General features: G+C 65.8%; 14 protein-coding genes and 3 tRNA genes. 9 read left to right on the forward strand and 8 right to left on the reverse strand.

Going from position 1 to position 14,517, the window contains the following annotated elements; all coding sequences use genetic code 11:
• The first annotated feature begins 38 nt into the window (after positions 1-38).
• Positions 39-1,019 carry an NAD-dependent epimerase/dehydratase family protein gene (locus ACK4E3_RS03265; RefSeq protein WP_409696293.1) on the forward strand — a complete coding sequence of 327 codons (981 nt, stop codon included), beginning with the start codon at positions 39-41 and terminating at the stop codon, positions 1,017-1,019.
• Here ACK4E3_RS03265 and ACK4E3_RS03270 read toward each other — a convergent pair.
• Both ACK4E3_RS03270 and ACK4E3_RS03275 read right to left on the reverse strand, forming a co-directional pair.
• Positions 1,016-2,326, reverse strand: coding sequence for a UDP-glucose dehydrogenase family protein (locus tag ACK4E3_RS03270; RefSeq protein ID WP_409696296.1), 1,311 nt, complete (start codon positions 2,324-2,326; stop codon positions 1,016-1,018). The genes ACK4E3_RS03265 and ACK4E3_RS03270 overlap by 4 nt on opposite strands.
• A gap of 101 nt (positions 2,327-2,427) precedes the next feature.
• On the reverse strand, positions 2,428-3,621 hold the full coding sequence (locus tag ACK4E3_RS03275) for a phosphoserine transaminase (RefSeq protein ID WP_409696299.1): 1,194 nt from the start codon (positions 3,619-3,621) through the stop codon (positions 2,428-2,430).
• A 208-nt stretch (positions 3,622-3,829) separates the two neighbouring features.
• On the opposite strand from ACK4E3_RS03275, the gene ACK4E3_RS03280 reads away from it, so the two are divergent.
• Together ACK4E3_RS03280 and ACK4E3_RS03285 are read left to right on the forward strand one after the other, a co-directional pair.
• Complete coding sequence (locus ACK4E3_RS03280; protein ID WP_409696302.1) at positions 3,830-4,168, forward strand: hypothetical protein; 339 nt, start codon at positions 3,830-3,832, stop codon at positions 4,166-4,168.
• Between the two features lie 208 nt (positions 4,169-4,376).
• Positions 4,377-4,967, forward strand: coding sequence for a hypothetical protein (locus ACK4E3_RS03285; RefSeq protein WP_409696305.1), 591 nt, complete (start codon positions 4,377-4,379; stop codon positions 4,965-4,967).
• Between the two features lie 100 nt (positions 4,968-5,067).
• Here ACK4E3_RS03285 and ACK4E3_RS03290 read toward each other — a convergent pair.
• A tRNA-Lys gene (locus tag ACK4E3_RS03290) sits at positions 5,068-5,143 on the reverse strand.
• On the reverse strand, positions 5,134-5,358 hold the full coding sequence (locus ACK4E3_RS03295; RefSeq protein WP_409696308.1) for a hypothetical protein: 225 nt from the start codon (positions 5,356-5,358) through the stop codon (positions 5,134-5,136). Before ACK4E3_RS03295 ends, ACK4E3_RS03290 begins: the two co-directional genes overlap by 10 nt.
• A 136-nt stretch (positions 5,359-5,494) precedes the next feature.
• Between ACK4E3_RS03295 and ACK4E3_RS03300 the strand changes: the two genes are divergently transcribed.
• Positions 5,495-5,848 carry an Hpt domain-containing protein gene (locus ACK4E3_RS03300; protein WP_409696311.1) on the forward strand — a complete coding sequence of 118 codons (354 nt, stop codon included), beginning with the start codon at positions 5,495-5,497 and terminating at the stop codon, positions 5,846-5,848.
• A 610-nt stretch (positions 5,849-6,458) separates the two neighbouring features.
• Here the strand turns inward: ACK4E3_RS03300 and ACK4E3_RS03305 are convergent.
• The gene (locus tag ACK4E3_RS03305) at positions 6,459-7,001 is read right to left on the reverse strand and encodes a DUF924 family protein (RefSeq protein ID WP_409696314.1); all 543 of its coding nucleotides are present in this window, start codon (positions 6,999-7,001) and stop codon (positions 6,459-6,461) included.
• Between ACK4E3_RS03305 and ilvC the strand changes: the two genes are divergently transcribed.
• Complete coding sequence (gene ilvC / locus ACK4E3_RS03310; RefSeq protein ID WP_409696317.1) at positions 7,000-8,037, forward strand: ketol-acid reductoisomerase; 1,038 nt, start codon at positions 7,000-7,002, stop codon at positions 8,035-8,037. The genes ACK4E3_RS03305 and ilvC overlap by 2 nt on opposite strands.
• Positions 8,038-8,053: 16 nt before the next feature.
• Here the strand turns inward: ilvC and ACK4E3_RS03315 are convergent.
• Positions 8,054-8,130, reverse strand: a tRNA-Pro gene (locus ACK4E3_RS03315).
• Between the two features lie 137 nt (positions 8,131-8,267).
• Between ACK4E3_RS03315 and ACK4E3_RS03320 the strand changes: the two genes are divergently transcribed.
• The 4 genes from ACK4E3_RS03320 (at position 8,268) to ACK4E3_RS03335 (ending at position 11,249) form a co-directional block, all read left to right on the forward strand.
• Positions 8,268-8,341 (forward strand) — tRNA-Gln (locus tag ACK4E3_RS03320).
• 84 nt (positions 8,342-8,425) lie between these two features.
• Positions 8,426-9,280 (forward strand): hypothetical protein, encoded by an 855-nt coding sequence (locus tag ACK4E3_RS03325; protein ID WP_409696320.1) that lies wholly within the window; start codon positions 8,426-8,428, stop codon positions 9,278-9,280.
• A gap of 252 nt (positions 9,281-9,532) precedes the next feature.
• Positions 9,533-10,447: a class I SAM-dependent methyltransferase gene (locus ACK4E3_RS03330; protein ID WP_409696323.1), complete on the forward strand. Its 915-nt coding sequence runs from the start codon at positions 9,533-9,535 to the stop codon at positions 10,445-10,447.
• 10 nt (positions 10,448-10,457) lie between these two features.
• Positions 10,458-11,249, forward strand: a complete 792-nt coding sequence (locus ACK4E3_RS03335; protein ID WP_409696326.1) for a TrmH family RNA methyltransferase — start codon at positions 10,458-10,460, stop codon at positions 11,247-11,249.
• Between the two features lie 3 nt (positions 11,250-11,252).
• On the opposite strand, the gene ACK4E3_RS03340 is transcribed toward ACK4E3_RS03335, so the two are convergent.
• On the reverse strand, positions 11,253-11,984 hold the full coding sequence (locus ACK4E3_RS03340) for a sterol desaturase family protein (RefSeq protein WP_409696329.1): 732 nt from the start codon (positions 11,982-11,984) through the stop codon (positions 11,253-11,255).
• Positions 11,985-12,062: 78 nt separating this feature from the next.
• On the reverse strand, positions 12,063-14,492 hold the full coding sequence (gene hrpB, locus ACK4E3_RS03345; protein ID WP_409696332.1) for an ATP-dependent helicase HrpB: 2,430 nt from the start codon (positions 14,490-14,492) through the stop codon (positions 12,063-12,065).
• Positions 14,493-14,517: the final 25 nt, after the last annotated feature.

Below are 14,517 nucleotides of genomic sequence, written 5' to 3' on the forward strand. Positions count from 1 at the left end.
CACAAATCGCCACGTCCTCACTCGGGTATCCAGTCTTCATGAGCCAGTCGAGCAGCATCATCGTCACGGGCGCGGCGGGCTTCGTGGGCTATCACACGGCGCTGAGGCTGCTGGCGCGCGGCGAGCGCGTCATCGGGGTGGACAGCTTCAACAGCTATTACGATCCGGCCCTGAAAGAGGCGCGCGCGCAGGCGCTTGAGCGCCAGCCGGGCTTTGTCATGCACCGCCTCGATCTGGCCGACGCGCAAGGCTTTGGCGATCTGGTGCGCGAGAGCGGGGCGCGGCGCATCGTCCACCTCGCCGCCCAGGCCGGTGTTCGCTATTCTCTGGACAATCCCTTTGCCTATGAGCGCTCGAACCTGGCAGGCCATCTGTCGGTTCTGGAGGCGTGCCGGCACAATGACATCGCGCATCTGGTCTATGCCTCGTCCAGCTCGGTCTATGGTGATCGCCCGCTGGAGGGCTCAGGCTTTCGTGAGAGCGATGCGGCGATCATGCCCGTCTCGCTCTATGCGGCGACCAAGCGATCGGGCGAGCTGATCTCGCAGTCCTATGCCAGCCTGTATGGCTTTCCCCAGTCCGGCCTGCGCTTCTTTACCGTCTATGGCCCCTATGGTCGGCCCGACATGGCCTATTTCAGCTTCACCGAGAAGATCATGAAGGGCGAGCCGATCGAGGTTTACGGCGAGGGGCGCATGGCGCGCGACTTCACCTTCATCGAAGACATCGTGGATGGCATCCTCGGCGTGCTCGATCACCCGCCCCAGCGCGGCGGCCACGAAATCTACAACATCGGCGACAGCAGGCCCGTGGGCCTGATGGACATGATCCGCACGCTGGAGAGCGCACTGGGCAGGCAGGCCGATATGGTCATGCGCCCCATGCAGCCGGGCGATGTCACCTCGACCTATGCCGATGTCACCAAGCTGAACCGCCTGTGCGGCTACAGCCCGCGCATCACTCTGGAAGAGGGCCTGCCGCGCTTCGTGCGCTGGTGGCGGGACTGGCGCGGGCTCTAGGCTTCGCCGCGACCGATGCTGAAATAGTCGAAGCCGTGGCGCGCCATCTCCTCGGGGCGATAGACATTTCGCAGGTCCACCACCACGGGACGATTGAGCAGCAGCCTGACCCGTGACAGGTCCAGCGCGCGGAACTGGTCCCACTCGGTCAGGATGACCACACAGTCCGCGCCCGCGATCGCACCATAGGGATCGTCGCGGTAATCCAGATCGCCCAGCACTTTTCTCGCCTCGTTCATGCCCTCGGGATCATGGGCCTGAATGGAGGCACCGGCGGCCTGAAGCATGGGCACCAGATCGAGACTGGGGCTGTCACGCATGTCATCGGTGTTGGGCTTGAAGGTCAGACCCAGCACGGCGACGGTCTTGCCCGCAGCACTGCCGCCCAGCGCCTCTATCACCCGCCCGGCCATGGACTTCTTGCGCGCATCGTTGACCGCCACGGTCGTCTCGATCAGGCGCACGGGGCTGTCATGCTTCTGGGCGGTGCGCACCAGCGCCAGGGTGTCCTTGGGAAAGCAGCTTCCGCCATAGCCGGGGCCGGGGTGCAGGAACTTGGCACCGATGCGCTTGTCCAGCCCGATGCCGCGCGCCACCTGCTGCACGTCCGCGCCCACCTTCTCGCACAGGTCCGCCATCTCGTTGATGAAGGTGATCTTCATGGCGAGGAAGGCGTTGCCCGCATATTTGATCAGCTCGCTGGTGCGGCGGCTGGTGTAGACCACCGGAAACTCGTTCAGGCTCAGCGGGCGATAAAGCTCGCCCATCACGGCGCGCGCGCGCGCATCGTCGGTGCCGATCACCACGCGGTCGGGGCGCTTGAAGTCCTCGATGGCCGCGCCCTCGCGCAGGAACTCCGGGTTCGAGACCACGGCGAACTCGGCGTCGGGACGGCGCTGGCGGATGATCGCCTCGACCTCATCGCCCGTGCCGACGGGAACGGTGGACTTGGTGACCACCACGGTGAAGCCCTCGATCAGATCGGCGATCTCCTCGGCGGCGGCATAGACGTAGGACAGGTCCGCATGGCCGTCGCCCCGGCGCGTCGGCGTGCCCACGGCGATGAAGACCACATCGGCACCGCGGATCGCACTGGCCCCGTCGAGCGTGAACGACAGGCGCCCGGCACGTACATTGCGCTCGACCAGATCGTCCAGCCCCGGCTCGAAGATCGGAATCTCGCCCTGGCCGAGGCGCTCGATCTTGCCCGCGTCCTTGTCGACGCAAGTGACCTCGTGGCCGAAGTCGGCAAAGCAGGCCCCCGACACCAGACCCACATAGCCGGTCCCGATCATTGCAACGCGCATGGTCTACCTCGATTGGCTGGAGCGCCCGCTGGCGCCAGCGTGGGCCTCGCTGTTGCGCTGCAATAGCCTCTGGCCACCAGCCGGGCAAACCCAAAGGCGGCTCAAGGCTGCCGCTCGGCGATGACCTGCGCCAGAGCCCAGTCGAGCCAGGGCAGCAGCGCGCGCACATCGGCGGGCTCGACGGTCGGGCCGCACCAGACGCGAAGGCCCGGCGGCGCATTGCGGTGGCCCTCCAGATCAAAGCCCGCGCCCTCGCGCTCCAGCAGGGTCTTGATGCGCGCCACCACCTCGCGCTGCCCGCCCTCATCCAGCGCACACAGCGTCTCGCCCGCCAGCTTCAGGCACACCGATGTGTGCGAGCGCCAGGCCCGCTCACGCGCCAGAAACTCCAGATGAGGACAGCCCTCCACATGGGCTTCCAGCGCTGCAAAGCTCTCGTGCGAGCGCGCGATCAGGGCGCCAAGCCCGCCGATGGACTGCGCCCACTCAAGCGCAAGGATCCAGTCCTCGATGGTCATGACCGAATAGGTGTTGATCATCTGGCCGGCCGCCAGGGCACGCTCGAAGCCGCCGCCGGGACCATGCAGGCGCAGCACCTTCGGAACAGGCCATGGCGGGCGGTGCGCGTCCAGCCGCGCGATGGCCCGCTGTGACAAAGCCGCCATGCCGATGCCTGCCTCACCGCCCAGCGCCTTCTGGAACGAGAAGGTCACCACATCCAGCCGCTCCCAAGGCAGCTCCATGGCAAAGGCGGCGGATGTCGCATCACAGATCGCCAGGCCCTCGCGCCCCTTGGCCAGAAATGCAGCATCGGGGATGCGAACGCCCGAGGTGGTGCCGTTCCACGGAAACACCACGTCCGTGTCATGGCGCACGCGTGCCAGATCGGGCAGCGCGCCATAGGGTGCCTCGATCACCTCCGGCTCGATCTTCAGGTGCGCGCGTGCATCGTCCGCCCAGACGCGCCCGAAGTTCTCGAAGGCCAGCACCTGAACCGGGCGCGGGCCCAGCAGGGACCACATGGCCGCCTCGACAGCCCCGGTGTCCGAGCCCGGCGTGAAGACCAGCGCGTGACTGTCCGGCACCTCCAGCACCTGGCGCGTCAGCTCGAGCGCGTGGGAAAAGCGCTCCACCACCTCGGGCGCACGAATGCCGCGTCCCAGCAGCGCGGTGGGCAGGCGCTCCAGCGCCCAGCCCGGCGGCTTGGCGGTCGGGCCGCTCGAGAACCACGGTCTGGACGGCATTTCGGCCGGGCGCACGCCTGGTCGGGGGATGAGATCACTGCCTTTAGCCATGCCCCATCAAAGGAGCGATCGCGGCGCGATTCAAGCCGCCAGATGCGCCATTTCCCCATCCCTGTCGCCCATGCCGCACCGCGTTCAGACAGGTGAACCCCGGCTTAAATCCGCGCTCAGATCGGGCTCAGCCACAGCGTGATTTCATCGCTTTCATGACGGGGGTCAGTCCCACGGATCGAGACTTTCAAGGAAAGAGAGACGACAGATGAAAAAGACCATCCTTCTGCCCGCCCTGGCCGTCGTTGCCGCCTCGGTGGCCATGCCCGCCGCGGCCCAGTCGCTGCGGTCCTATGAGAACCAGGCCGCGCGCATCAGCCAGCAGATCATGATCGGCGAGCGTCAGGGCCGCCTGCATCGCGGCGAGGCAAACCGCCTGCGCGCCGAGCTGAACCAGACCGTGCGCCTGCAACGCAGCTTTGCCCGCAACGGGCTGGACCGCCGCGAGCGCGCCGAGCTGAACCACCGCTATCAGCGCCTCGAGGCCAATGTTCAGTACGCCATGCGCGCCAACTATCGCTATCGCTACGGCCAGAACCGCTGGTAAGGCGCGCGGGCGCCAGCCCAGCCCAACAGGCGAGAACAGCCCCGACCGGGGCGCGGTGCCAGCCCACCGCGCCCCGGTTTTTTTTGGCTGTTTAGTGGTCTGCGCCTCAAAGCAGCAAAAATATAGATATCCAACACACCCAAAGCCCCAATCTGAAATATACTGAAAAAAACTTCGGCCAATCCATAGAATGAGGATGAGTGATAATATGGGCTACCTGACTCACGCTGACGGGCTTCCGACTGACTTTCCCACCCACATGCACTCGGCGGAGTTTTGGGAGCAGTTAGGTCGTGCAGTAGCGACCTTTGGTTTCCTTGAGGAAGTCCTGGGCAAAGCGATTTTCGCCCTCACAGCTACCCGTCGATACGAAGAAGACGAGATTGACGAGGCCTACCTCAAATGGATTCCGACCTTGGAAAGGGCGGCATCCGACACTCTAGGCGGTTTGATTGGCCTCTACGATGAGTCGCTCAATGACAATCCGGATGTGCGATTTACCAACGCCAGTGACCTGATCGCCGATCTTCGAAAGGCAGCACGTCTGCGAAATGTGCTGTGTCACGGCTCGTGGGGCGTGCCGAGTGATGACGGCAGTTCGCTCCCGTTCTTCATCGACAACAAGGAGATGATGATCTTCGACACGCGGATCGACGTTGATCACTTGGTGCAGACAAGAAAGCACGTGGTTGAGCTGTGCTGTTCTGTCATCAACTCCGTCATGCATATGGGCTGGCAGTTTCCTGGGTCCTCGGGGCCCGGTCAGGAGATTCTGAGGCCCAGCGGGGGGAGCCACTGAGTTTTGCGCTCAAGTTCGACGACCGGCGTGACCGAAACGGTAGCCTCCATTCACATCGTGAAGTCGTCGATTTTAGAGTGCGGGGAAATATGAAGGACGATGGTGGGTGATGTAGGGCTCGAACCTACGACCCGCTGATTAAGAGTCAGCTGCTCTACCAACTGAGCTAATCACCCGTCATCGTCACGTCGGCCCCTTGGTGCGGGCCGGAACGCGTCTGGCGCGGCCCGGTGGACCAGCGATACGCCCGGTACTGACGCCACTTTTGCAAGGCCCGGATCAGACTTGCGATCAGGCCCCACTGTATCAGTTCGGGAAAGACGTGCACACCCGGACCGATGCCTGACACAGCCTTGCAAGGCCGGTGCCAGATGCGCCGGGACTGGGCCATGATCGGCCCCTCGCGCGGCGGGCGCTCCCATTACAGGCAAGTTAGCCCTTTCGCAAGAGGCCGCTGCGCACGACAATGGCCGCGTGGCGATCGGCGATGGAGGGGGCCCCGGCCCTGAGACAATGGCCCGGACACAATGGCTCTGAGAGATCTGAGCGGAGCGGTGGACTTCACCGTGCTCGAGACCATGGTGGGCGATGACCTCGCCACCCTGGACGAGGTGCTGGCCCTGTTCTGCGAACAGGCGGCCCTGTGGTCGGGCGCACTCGACCCGGCGGGCGAGGGCTGGCGCGATGCCGCCCATGCGCTGAAGGGCACGGCCGCAGGCATCGGCGCCCACGCGCTGCAAGGGGCGTGCGACGAGGTGGAGCGCGCCGACCCCGCCCTGGCATCAGCGGCCATCACGCGCCTTCACGACCGCCTCGCCGAGGCCCTGACAGATGTCGCCGCCTATCGCCACGCCCTGATGCTGCGAACCCTGAAGGCGTGAGAAGGGCCCTTTGAGCCGTTATGGGAGCGGTCACCGCGCGCATCTGGGGATAAACTGCAAGATGCTGAAGCTGCAGCGCTTTTGGCCGCACGTCCCTCCGTCATCAGAGGGTTATCCACCGATCCAAGGCCGTCCATTCACAGGAGGCGGGATCGGGGCGCTTGCCTGATAGCCGATTTCGCGGGAACGTCAACAGGCCGAGGGACACAGCGGCGCCGAAATCGGAGGCAACGACGACAAGGCACGTTGACCGGCTCTCTGACCTGAACCTCTCATGCCTTCGGGCCTGAGCTGAGCGGGCAGGGTCCAGGCTCCCTACCAGGAGTGCGAGGCACCGCTTCGAGCGGACTTCACGCAAGAGGTCGCGGGGAACCGGACTGAACGATGGCAAAGACGGGGGTGACCCCGCATCGGCGCCAGTCGCTTCCGAGCCGACAGGAGACCTGCGGGGCACAGGCGGGCTTGCCCGGTTGTGCGGACGACAAGGGGCCTGACCCGAATGGCCAAGTCCAACCCGGACTTGGCGAGGGGACGCGAGCAACGGTTCGACCGGGCTTACGTCCCCTCGCTCAATTCTGGGCCCTCGCTCAATTCTGGGCCTCCCCCGCTCTCAGCCTGCAAAGCCGCCAGCGTCGAGGAACGCCTGTTCCTCGGGCGTGGTCTCGCGGCCCAAGGCGGCATTGCGGTGCGGAAAGCGGCCAAAGCGCACGATGATGTCGCGGTGGATGTGGCCCCATTTCTCCAGCTCGGGATCGCCCGCTACCAGCTCCAGATAGCGGTCCTGATCGGCCAGCACCTCCGAGTGCTCGAACGGCAGCAGGATGAAATTGGCCAGCTGCAGGGGAAAGGCGCTGTGATGACCAAGGCCGACCGCGCGGCGCGCAAGACTTAGGGCCAGAGGATCGGTGGCAAAGGCATGGGCACTGCCGCGCCAGACATTGCGCGGGAACTGATCGAGCAGGATCAGCAGGGCCAGGGCGCCTTCGGCACTGTCCATCCAGTGATCCAGCTCGCGCCGGGCGGCGGCAAAGTGGGCGGCCTCGAAGCGCTGGCGGAACAGGGCGTCGAAAGCATCATCGCGCGCGAACCACTTTTCGGGACCGGCCTCTTTCCAGAAGGCAACGACATCGGATGGCGATATAGCTTGGGTCATGGACAGGGACTTAGGCACGCCGCTGCGCGTTTTCCATGACCGCGATTGTGATCTGTCGATCATCGCGGCGCGAAAGATCGGCATCATCGGCTATGGCAGCCAGGGGCGCACCCATGCGCTGAACCTGCGCGATTCGGGCTGCACGGACATCCGCATCGGGCTGAAGCCCGCCTCCCCCACCCGCGCGCTGGCGCAAGGCGACGGGTTCATGGTGGCGGATGTGGCCGAACTGGCCGCGTCATGCGACGTGCTGGCGATCATGGCCTCGGACGAGGCGCACCGCGATCTCTATGCCCGCGAGATCGCGCCTCACCTGCGGGCAGGTCAGGCCCTGATCTTTGCCCACGGCCTTTCGGTGCGCTTTGGTCTGGTCGAGCCCGATCCGCGCGTGGACGTGATCCTTGTCTCGCCTAAGGGCATCGGCCCGCGCATCCGCGAGCTGTACGAGGCAGGCGAAGGGGTGTTCTGCCTTTACGGCGTGCATCAGGATGTCTCGGGGCGCGCCGGGGGTCTGGGCCTGTCTTATGCGGCGGCGCTGGGCTGCGGGCGCAAGGGCATCCTTGAAACCACCTTTGCCCATGAGTGCGAGAGCGACCTGTTCGGCGAACAGGTGGTTCTGTGCGGGGGCGTGGCCGAACTGGTGGACGGGGCCTTCATGACCCTGGTGGAGGCAGGCTATCCGCCCGAGGTCGCCTGGTTCGAGTGCTTCTACGAGCTGAAGCTGGTCACGGACCTGATGTTCGCACGCGGCATCGCGGGAGCGTTCGCACGCATCTCCAACACTGCCGAGTTCGGGGCCTATCGCACGGGGCCGAGGCTGATCGATTCGCGCGCGCGACAGACCATGGCCGCGGTGCTGGCCGATGTGCGCTCGGGCGCCTTCGTGCGCGATCTGATGAACGATCACGACGCCGGCTCGCCAGAGCTGCTGGCGCGGCGAAAGGCCCTGGGCGAACGCCTGATCGAGCGTGTCGGCGCACACCTCTCGCGCGTGGCCGAAAGGGCCGCTGATGCCCCGGAGAAGCCTGAGGAATAAGGGGTTTCGGGAAAGATGGTCGGAGTGGCAGGATTCGAACCTGCGACCCCCGCGTCCCGAACGCGGTGCTCTACCAGACTGAGCCACACTCCGACGTGAGGCGCGGCTTATAGCCCCCGGCGTAAGGGCTCGCAAGCGGCCTTGGAAAGCGAAATGCGATATTGCATGGCGCGCACGCTTGGAGTATCTGACCGCCTCCCGGGCGGCTCGCCCGGTCAGGCCGTTCCTGCTGGGGAATGGTGTAATGGTAACACTACGGTTTTTGGTACCGTCATTCTAGGTTCGAGTCCTAGTTCCCCAGCCACCGCCTCAATCCCATTGAAGCTACTAGAAAGCCTTATCTCGCAAGGATCTCCACACTGACCTCGACACGAAACGTCGGCACAATGTGGGTAGAGGGCTGAAGCACGCATTCTCCAAAGTGAAGGGGCTTGGCTGTAGCGGCTCAACTGGGCATGTCGACTCCATTCAGACATCGGTGGCGATAGTGAGGGGCAAAATACAAACCAAAGTGGGGAAGGCATTTGTAGCTTTCGCCAGGATCGCGAAGCGTCGCTGGCTGGAGTGGATTGCACTGCTCTGCTTAGTGCTGCTCACAGGCGGATCACTCGTCGCGCCCTTTGTATTCCCCAACGTTCAGGACTTAAGATACGCGCCCGCCCTCAGTGTCGCTCTGACCATCGGCACGAGCGGCATCGTTGCCTTCATATTCTACTATGTCGTCAGCGAACGGATCGAAGCCAGGAGACGCGATCTCGTCAAAGCGGGAGCGTTGCGAAGCTACCGAAACGCAAAGCACGACATAGCTTTTGCAGTGATCGTAGCGAGTATAAAAGGTGGTCGCACTGACCTGATCGCGGACATAAGCACCATTGAGCGCGCACTGACGGTGGACGGGTTCAAAGCATTATTCGCTGGAGGGCGGGAGGCCGACGAGGGCTTCTATGCCTTCCAGAACCAAATGAGCGACCACACACCGGAATACGATGAGATCGTCCTCAACTTGCAGATCATCGGCCGAGCAGTTGATCGGCTGATCGATGCAAATTTGCTCGACAACCCCGAGGCTTACAATTTGCTGCTTAGGCTGGACGCCATGCTAAGACGCATCGAACGCAACGGCGCCGGATACGATGAGAGTAGGCTCCTGTGCCGTTTCATCTGGCAGATATTCACCGGCTGGAGCTTCATTGACGGTAATCTTGGCTATGACCCAATAGAGCGGGCCATTCGAAACGCCTAACCGGTGTTTCGACTGGATCGAAATGGCGTGATAAATATCGAAATGAGACCTCATCGATATGGATATCTATCACCACTTCCTCGGACACGGCCTGACTGATTCACATAGGCACTTATCGTCTGTGTGACTGAACCGCGCTGAAGATTACCTCTGTATCCGCGCTGACCGAGGCCCTTCCACCCAAGCCCGTCACGCGCACCTGACCCGCATCAGGGGCTGGACGGCGCGGCCCCTGGGCCATAAGCGAAAGCCATGTCGCATGGCCCCTTTCCTCCCCTGTCCGATCTGGCCGAGGTGCTCACCACCGGCGCGTGGGAGGACTATGCCCTGCTCGACTCCGGCGATGGCCGCAAGCTGGAGCGCTATGGCCCCTATCGCGTGGTGCGCCCCGAGCCCCAGTGCTTCTGGAAGCCCGCCCGGCCGTACCTGTGGCACGATGCTGACGCGATCTTCGATCCGTCCGGCGATGAGGATGACGGACGCTGGCGCTTCTCGCAGCGACCGCCCGAAACCTTCGAGCTTGGCTGGCAAAACGTGCGCTTTCACGGCCGCTTCACCAGCTTCCGCCATCTGGCCTTTTTCCCTGAACAGGCCGCCAACTGGGCCTGGCTGAAGGGCCGGGTGCAGGCAAGACCGGCCATGCGCGTGCTCAACCTGTTCGGCTATACCGGCGTCGCCTCGCTGGTCTGTGCGGCGGCAGGCGCCGAGGTCACCCACGTCGATGCCTCGAAGAAATCGGTGGCCTGGGCGCGCGAGAACGCAGGCCTCAGCGGCCTGGCCGAGCGGCCCGTGCGCTGGATCGTCGAGGATGCGCGCAAATATGTGGCGCGCGAACTCAAGCGCGGGTCGCGCTATGACGGCATCATCCTTGATCCGCCCAAGTACGGGCGCGGGCCGGACGGCGATGTCTGGCGCCTGTTCGAGGATCTGCCGGCCCTGCTGGCTGACTGTGCCGGGCTGCTCACCGATCAGGCGGATTTTCTGCTGCTCAATGCCTATGCGGCGCGCATCTCCGGGCTTTCGCTGGCGCATCTGATGGCCGAGAGCCTGTCGGGGCGCGGCGGCGTGATCGACTGGGGCGAGCTGGCCCTTGCCGAGCAGGCGAGTGACGGCGAGGCAGCCCGGCGCATCGGCCTGTCGTTCTTTGCCCGCTGGCGCAGCCGCTGAGGTGAACGCCATGAGCGAGCGTGTCATCACCTCCCTGACCAATCCCACCGTCAAGGCGGTGCGCGCGCTGCACATGCGCAAGGAGCGGCGCGAGACGGGGCTGTTTCTGGCCGAGGGGCTGAAGTTCATCGGCGAGGCGCTCGATCAGGGACGTGCGCCTGAAATCCTGCTGGTGGGACGCGATGCGCGCCCCCACCCCCTGCTGGAGCGGGCGCGGCAGCAGACGGAAGCGGCGCAGGGGCAGGTGGTCAGCGTCAGCGCCGAAATCCTCGCCAAGGTCTCGCGCAAGGACAACCCCCAGACCGTGCTGGCCGTGTTCCGCCAGGTGTTCACACCGCTGGAGGCCATCGCGCCCGCGCGCGCGCCTTGCTGGGTGGCGCTGGAACAGGTGCGCGATCCGGGCAATCTGGGCACCATCATCCGCACGGCGGACGCAGCCGGTTGCGGCGGCGTGATCCTGATCGGCGAGTGCGTGGACCCTTATGGCGTCGAGGCGGTGCGCGCGACCATGGGCTCGGTCTTTGCGGTTTCCATCACCCAGACCGATGCGGACAGCTTTCTGGAATGGCGCGCGCGCTGGCCCGGCTCGGTGGTCGGCACGCGCCTCGATGCGTCCACGGCCCACCACGAGGTCGAGGCGCACAGGCCCTCGCTTTTGCTGCTGGGCAACGAGCAGGCCGGGCTGAGCGATGATCTGGCCGCCGCCTGCGACGTCAACGTCAAGATTCCCATGCGCGGGCGGGCCGACAGCCTGAACCTGTCGGTGGCGGCGGGCATCATGATCTATGCCCTGACGGCCTAGCGATCAGCCGTCCACGTCCTCGCACATCAGCATCCGCCCGATCTGGCGCTCTTTCTCAGGCACGAAGCCGCACTCCACACGGCCCTCGCGCGGGTTGCGCCAAGTGCCGAACATCATGTCCCACAGAGGCAGGCCATAGTTGTCACGGTGCCGGCCCCGCTCATGATGCAGGCGATGCATCTCGGGCCGCTGGACGATGACGCCCAGCCAGCGCGGCGTCCTCTGATCGGCGTGGGCGATCAGGTTGAACATCGTCACGCCCAGAAGCGCCAGTGCTGCCGACCAGGGCCCAACCCCCAGCAGGGCATAGGCTACCAGCGCATTCAGCAGGGTCGCAGCCAGAGCATCGAACGGATGGACGTAGAAAGCGGTCAGGGCCTCGATACGCGAAGGGCTGTGATGAAGCTGGTGCATCCAGCGCCAGAGGCGATCTGATCTGTGCTGTAACCTGTGCCACCAGTAGGCCACGAAGCTGGCGATCATGAATGTGGCCAGGGCACCGCCCGCCACTCCCAGATCATCACCCAAAGACAGCAGCGAGCGCTCTGCGATCCAGCTCTGAAACAGATAACCCGCCGCCACCACCGCAATCAGATTGATGGCATTGAGCGACCCCGCATAGATGCGCCAGCGCTTGTCGCAGCTCGCGCCTGATGCCGGCGCGATCACCTCGCGGGTAAAGATCACCGAGAAGGCGGCAAAGGTCGCCAGATAAACCCAGAACACCGCCTGCATTTCTCTTTGGCGTCCGAGGAACTTCGGACACCGACAGCCTAGATTGACGAGAGGAAACCTGCCAGCGCCAAAAGGTCGCTACCGGTCGGGATCGAGCGGGTTCTCCGGCCATCTGTGCTTTGGGTAGCGCCCGCGCATCTGTGCGCGCACCTCGGCCCACGATCCGCGCCAGAAGCCGGGCAGGTCGCGCGTCACCTGCACCGGCCTGCGCGCAGGCGACAGCAGCACCAGCACCAGAGGCGTGCGCCGCGCCCCGATGACCGGGTGGCTGGCGAGGCCGTAGAGTTCCTGAACGCGCACAGCGATGCTCGGCCCGCCTTCGGCGCCATAGTCGATGGGCACGCGGTGCCCGCCGGGCGATATGAAGTGGCTGGGGGCCTCGGCATCGAACAGGCGCTGTTTATCCCATGGGATACGCGAGGCGAGCGCACGCGCGATCTGGTTGTCCGTCAGGCTGCGCCAGCCCCGCACACCCGAAAGTAGCGGCGCGAGCCAGGTCTCGGCATCGCGTAGCAGGGCGGGCTCGCTCATATCGGGCCAGGCCTCGTCGCTGGCATGCAGCCAGTTCAGCCGGGCCAGCAGGGCGTGGCTCTCGCTGCCCAGCGGCAGCACCTTCATCCCCTCGGCGCGAAACTGGGCCAGCAGGGCCGCTTCGATCATGGCCGGCGGCGGCGATCGCACCAGTCGCTCACCCAGGGTGATGGCGCCCAGCCTGCGCTGCTCCCGCACCGACAGGCGCCCCTGTCCGTCCTCGATCAAGGCCTCGCGGGTCTCGATGCGCGCATCCAGCAGGGCCAGCACCTCGGCCTCGGAGATGGCGGCGGCCAGACGGATGGTGTCACGCGCGCCCGCGCTGCTCAGCTCGGCGATGGCCAGCCAGTCGCTGCGCGCCAGAGCATCGGTGGGATCGAGCGAAGCTCCGCGGCCCGAGACCATCAGATAATCCCCGCCCGGACCCTTGCGCCGCGCCACCCGCTCGGGCCATGCGCGCGCCAGCATCATGCCGACGCTCTCTGAGGCGGTGGCGTGTCCGGCGCGCCCCGATCTGGCCAGCAGGCTGCGGGCGAGAGCACGGGCATCGCCCGCTCGCCGGGACCGCTCGGCGCGAAAGCGTGACAGGCGCGTCTCGGCGTCCGTATCGCTGCCGCCCAGCCCCCGCTCGCCGATCAGCACGGCCAGTTCGCACGCCGTTGCCGCATCTTCGCTGGTCAGCACCATGTGGGCCAGATGCGGCGGCAGGGGCAGTTCCCCCATGGCCCGCCCATGGGCCGTGAGCCGCCCGCCATCGTCGAGGGCATTCATGCGGGCAAGGCGGGCCTTCGCCTCGGCATAGGCCCCGGCAGGCGGCTGGTCGAGCAAGGTCAGATCGGCGGGATCACCCGCGCCCCAGCGCGCCAGATCGAGCGCGAGCGCGGTCAGATCCGTCGCCAGGATTTCGGGCGGGTGCTGGGGTACCAGACCGCGCGTGCGCGCCTCGTCCCACAGGCGATAGCAGACGCCCGGCCCGGTGCGACCGGCCCGCCCGCGCCGCTGGTCCGCGCTGGCCTGCGAGACCGGCACCGTCACCAGTCGCGACACGCCCGTGCCCGGATCAAAACGACTGATGCGAGACAGGCCGCTGTCCACCACGATACGCACCCCCTCGATGGTCAGGCTGGTCTCTGCGATGGCGGTAGCCAGCACGACCTTGCGCTGGCCCGGCGGCGCAGGCGACAGGGCGCGGTCCTGATCGCGGCGGTCCATGACGCCATAGAGCGGCGCGATCAGCACGTCCGGCTGTGCGGCCAGCCGCTCTTCGAGAGTTCGCGCGGTGCGCTCGATCTCGCCCTGACCGGGCAGGAAGGCCAGCACCGAGCCCTCCTCCTCGGAGAGCGCCGTCAGGATCGCGCGGCTCATGGCGTCTTCGAGGCGCAGATCGCCGGGCGGGCCAGGATAGCGCGTCTCGACCGGCCAGACGCGCCCCTCCGAGACGATCACAGGAACACCGCCCAGCGCAGCCGAAACCCGCCCCCCGTCGAGCGTCGCCGACATGACCAGCACGCGCAGGTCTTCGCGCAGCAGGGCGCGACTCTCCCACGCGAAGGCGAGGCCAAGATCGGCATCGAGGCTGCGCTCGTGGAACTCGTCGAACAGGACCGCCGAGACGCCCTCCAGCGCCGGATCGTCCAGAATCATGCGGGTGAAGACGCCTTCGGTGACGACCTCGATGCGCGTACGGGCCGAGACCCTGGCATCCATGCGCACGCGATAGCCGACGCGCTCTCCCACCGCCTCGCCCAGGGTGTCGGCCATGCGCGCGGCGGCGGCACGGGCGGCGAGCCTGCGCGGCTCCAGCACCAGCACCCTGCCCGTGCACCACGCCGCCTGCTCAAGCAGGGCCAGAGGCACGCGCGTGGTCTTGCCCGCCCCCGGCGGGGCTATGAGGACGGCGGCACCGGATTGCTCCAGCGCCGCCAGCACCTCACCGATCACGGCCTCGACAGGCAGAGTCTCACGATCTGCGGGCATGAGCGGGCGCGTGATCCCTCAGCCC

The sequence above is a fragment of the Brevundimonas sp. genome (assembly GCF_046299595.1).
In the GTDB taxonomy this organism is placed as follows: Bacteria; Pseudomonadota; Alphaproteobacteria; order Caulobacterales; family Caulobacteraceae; genus Brevundimonas.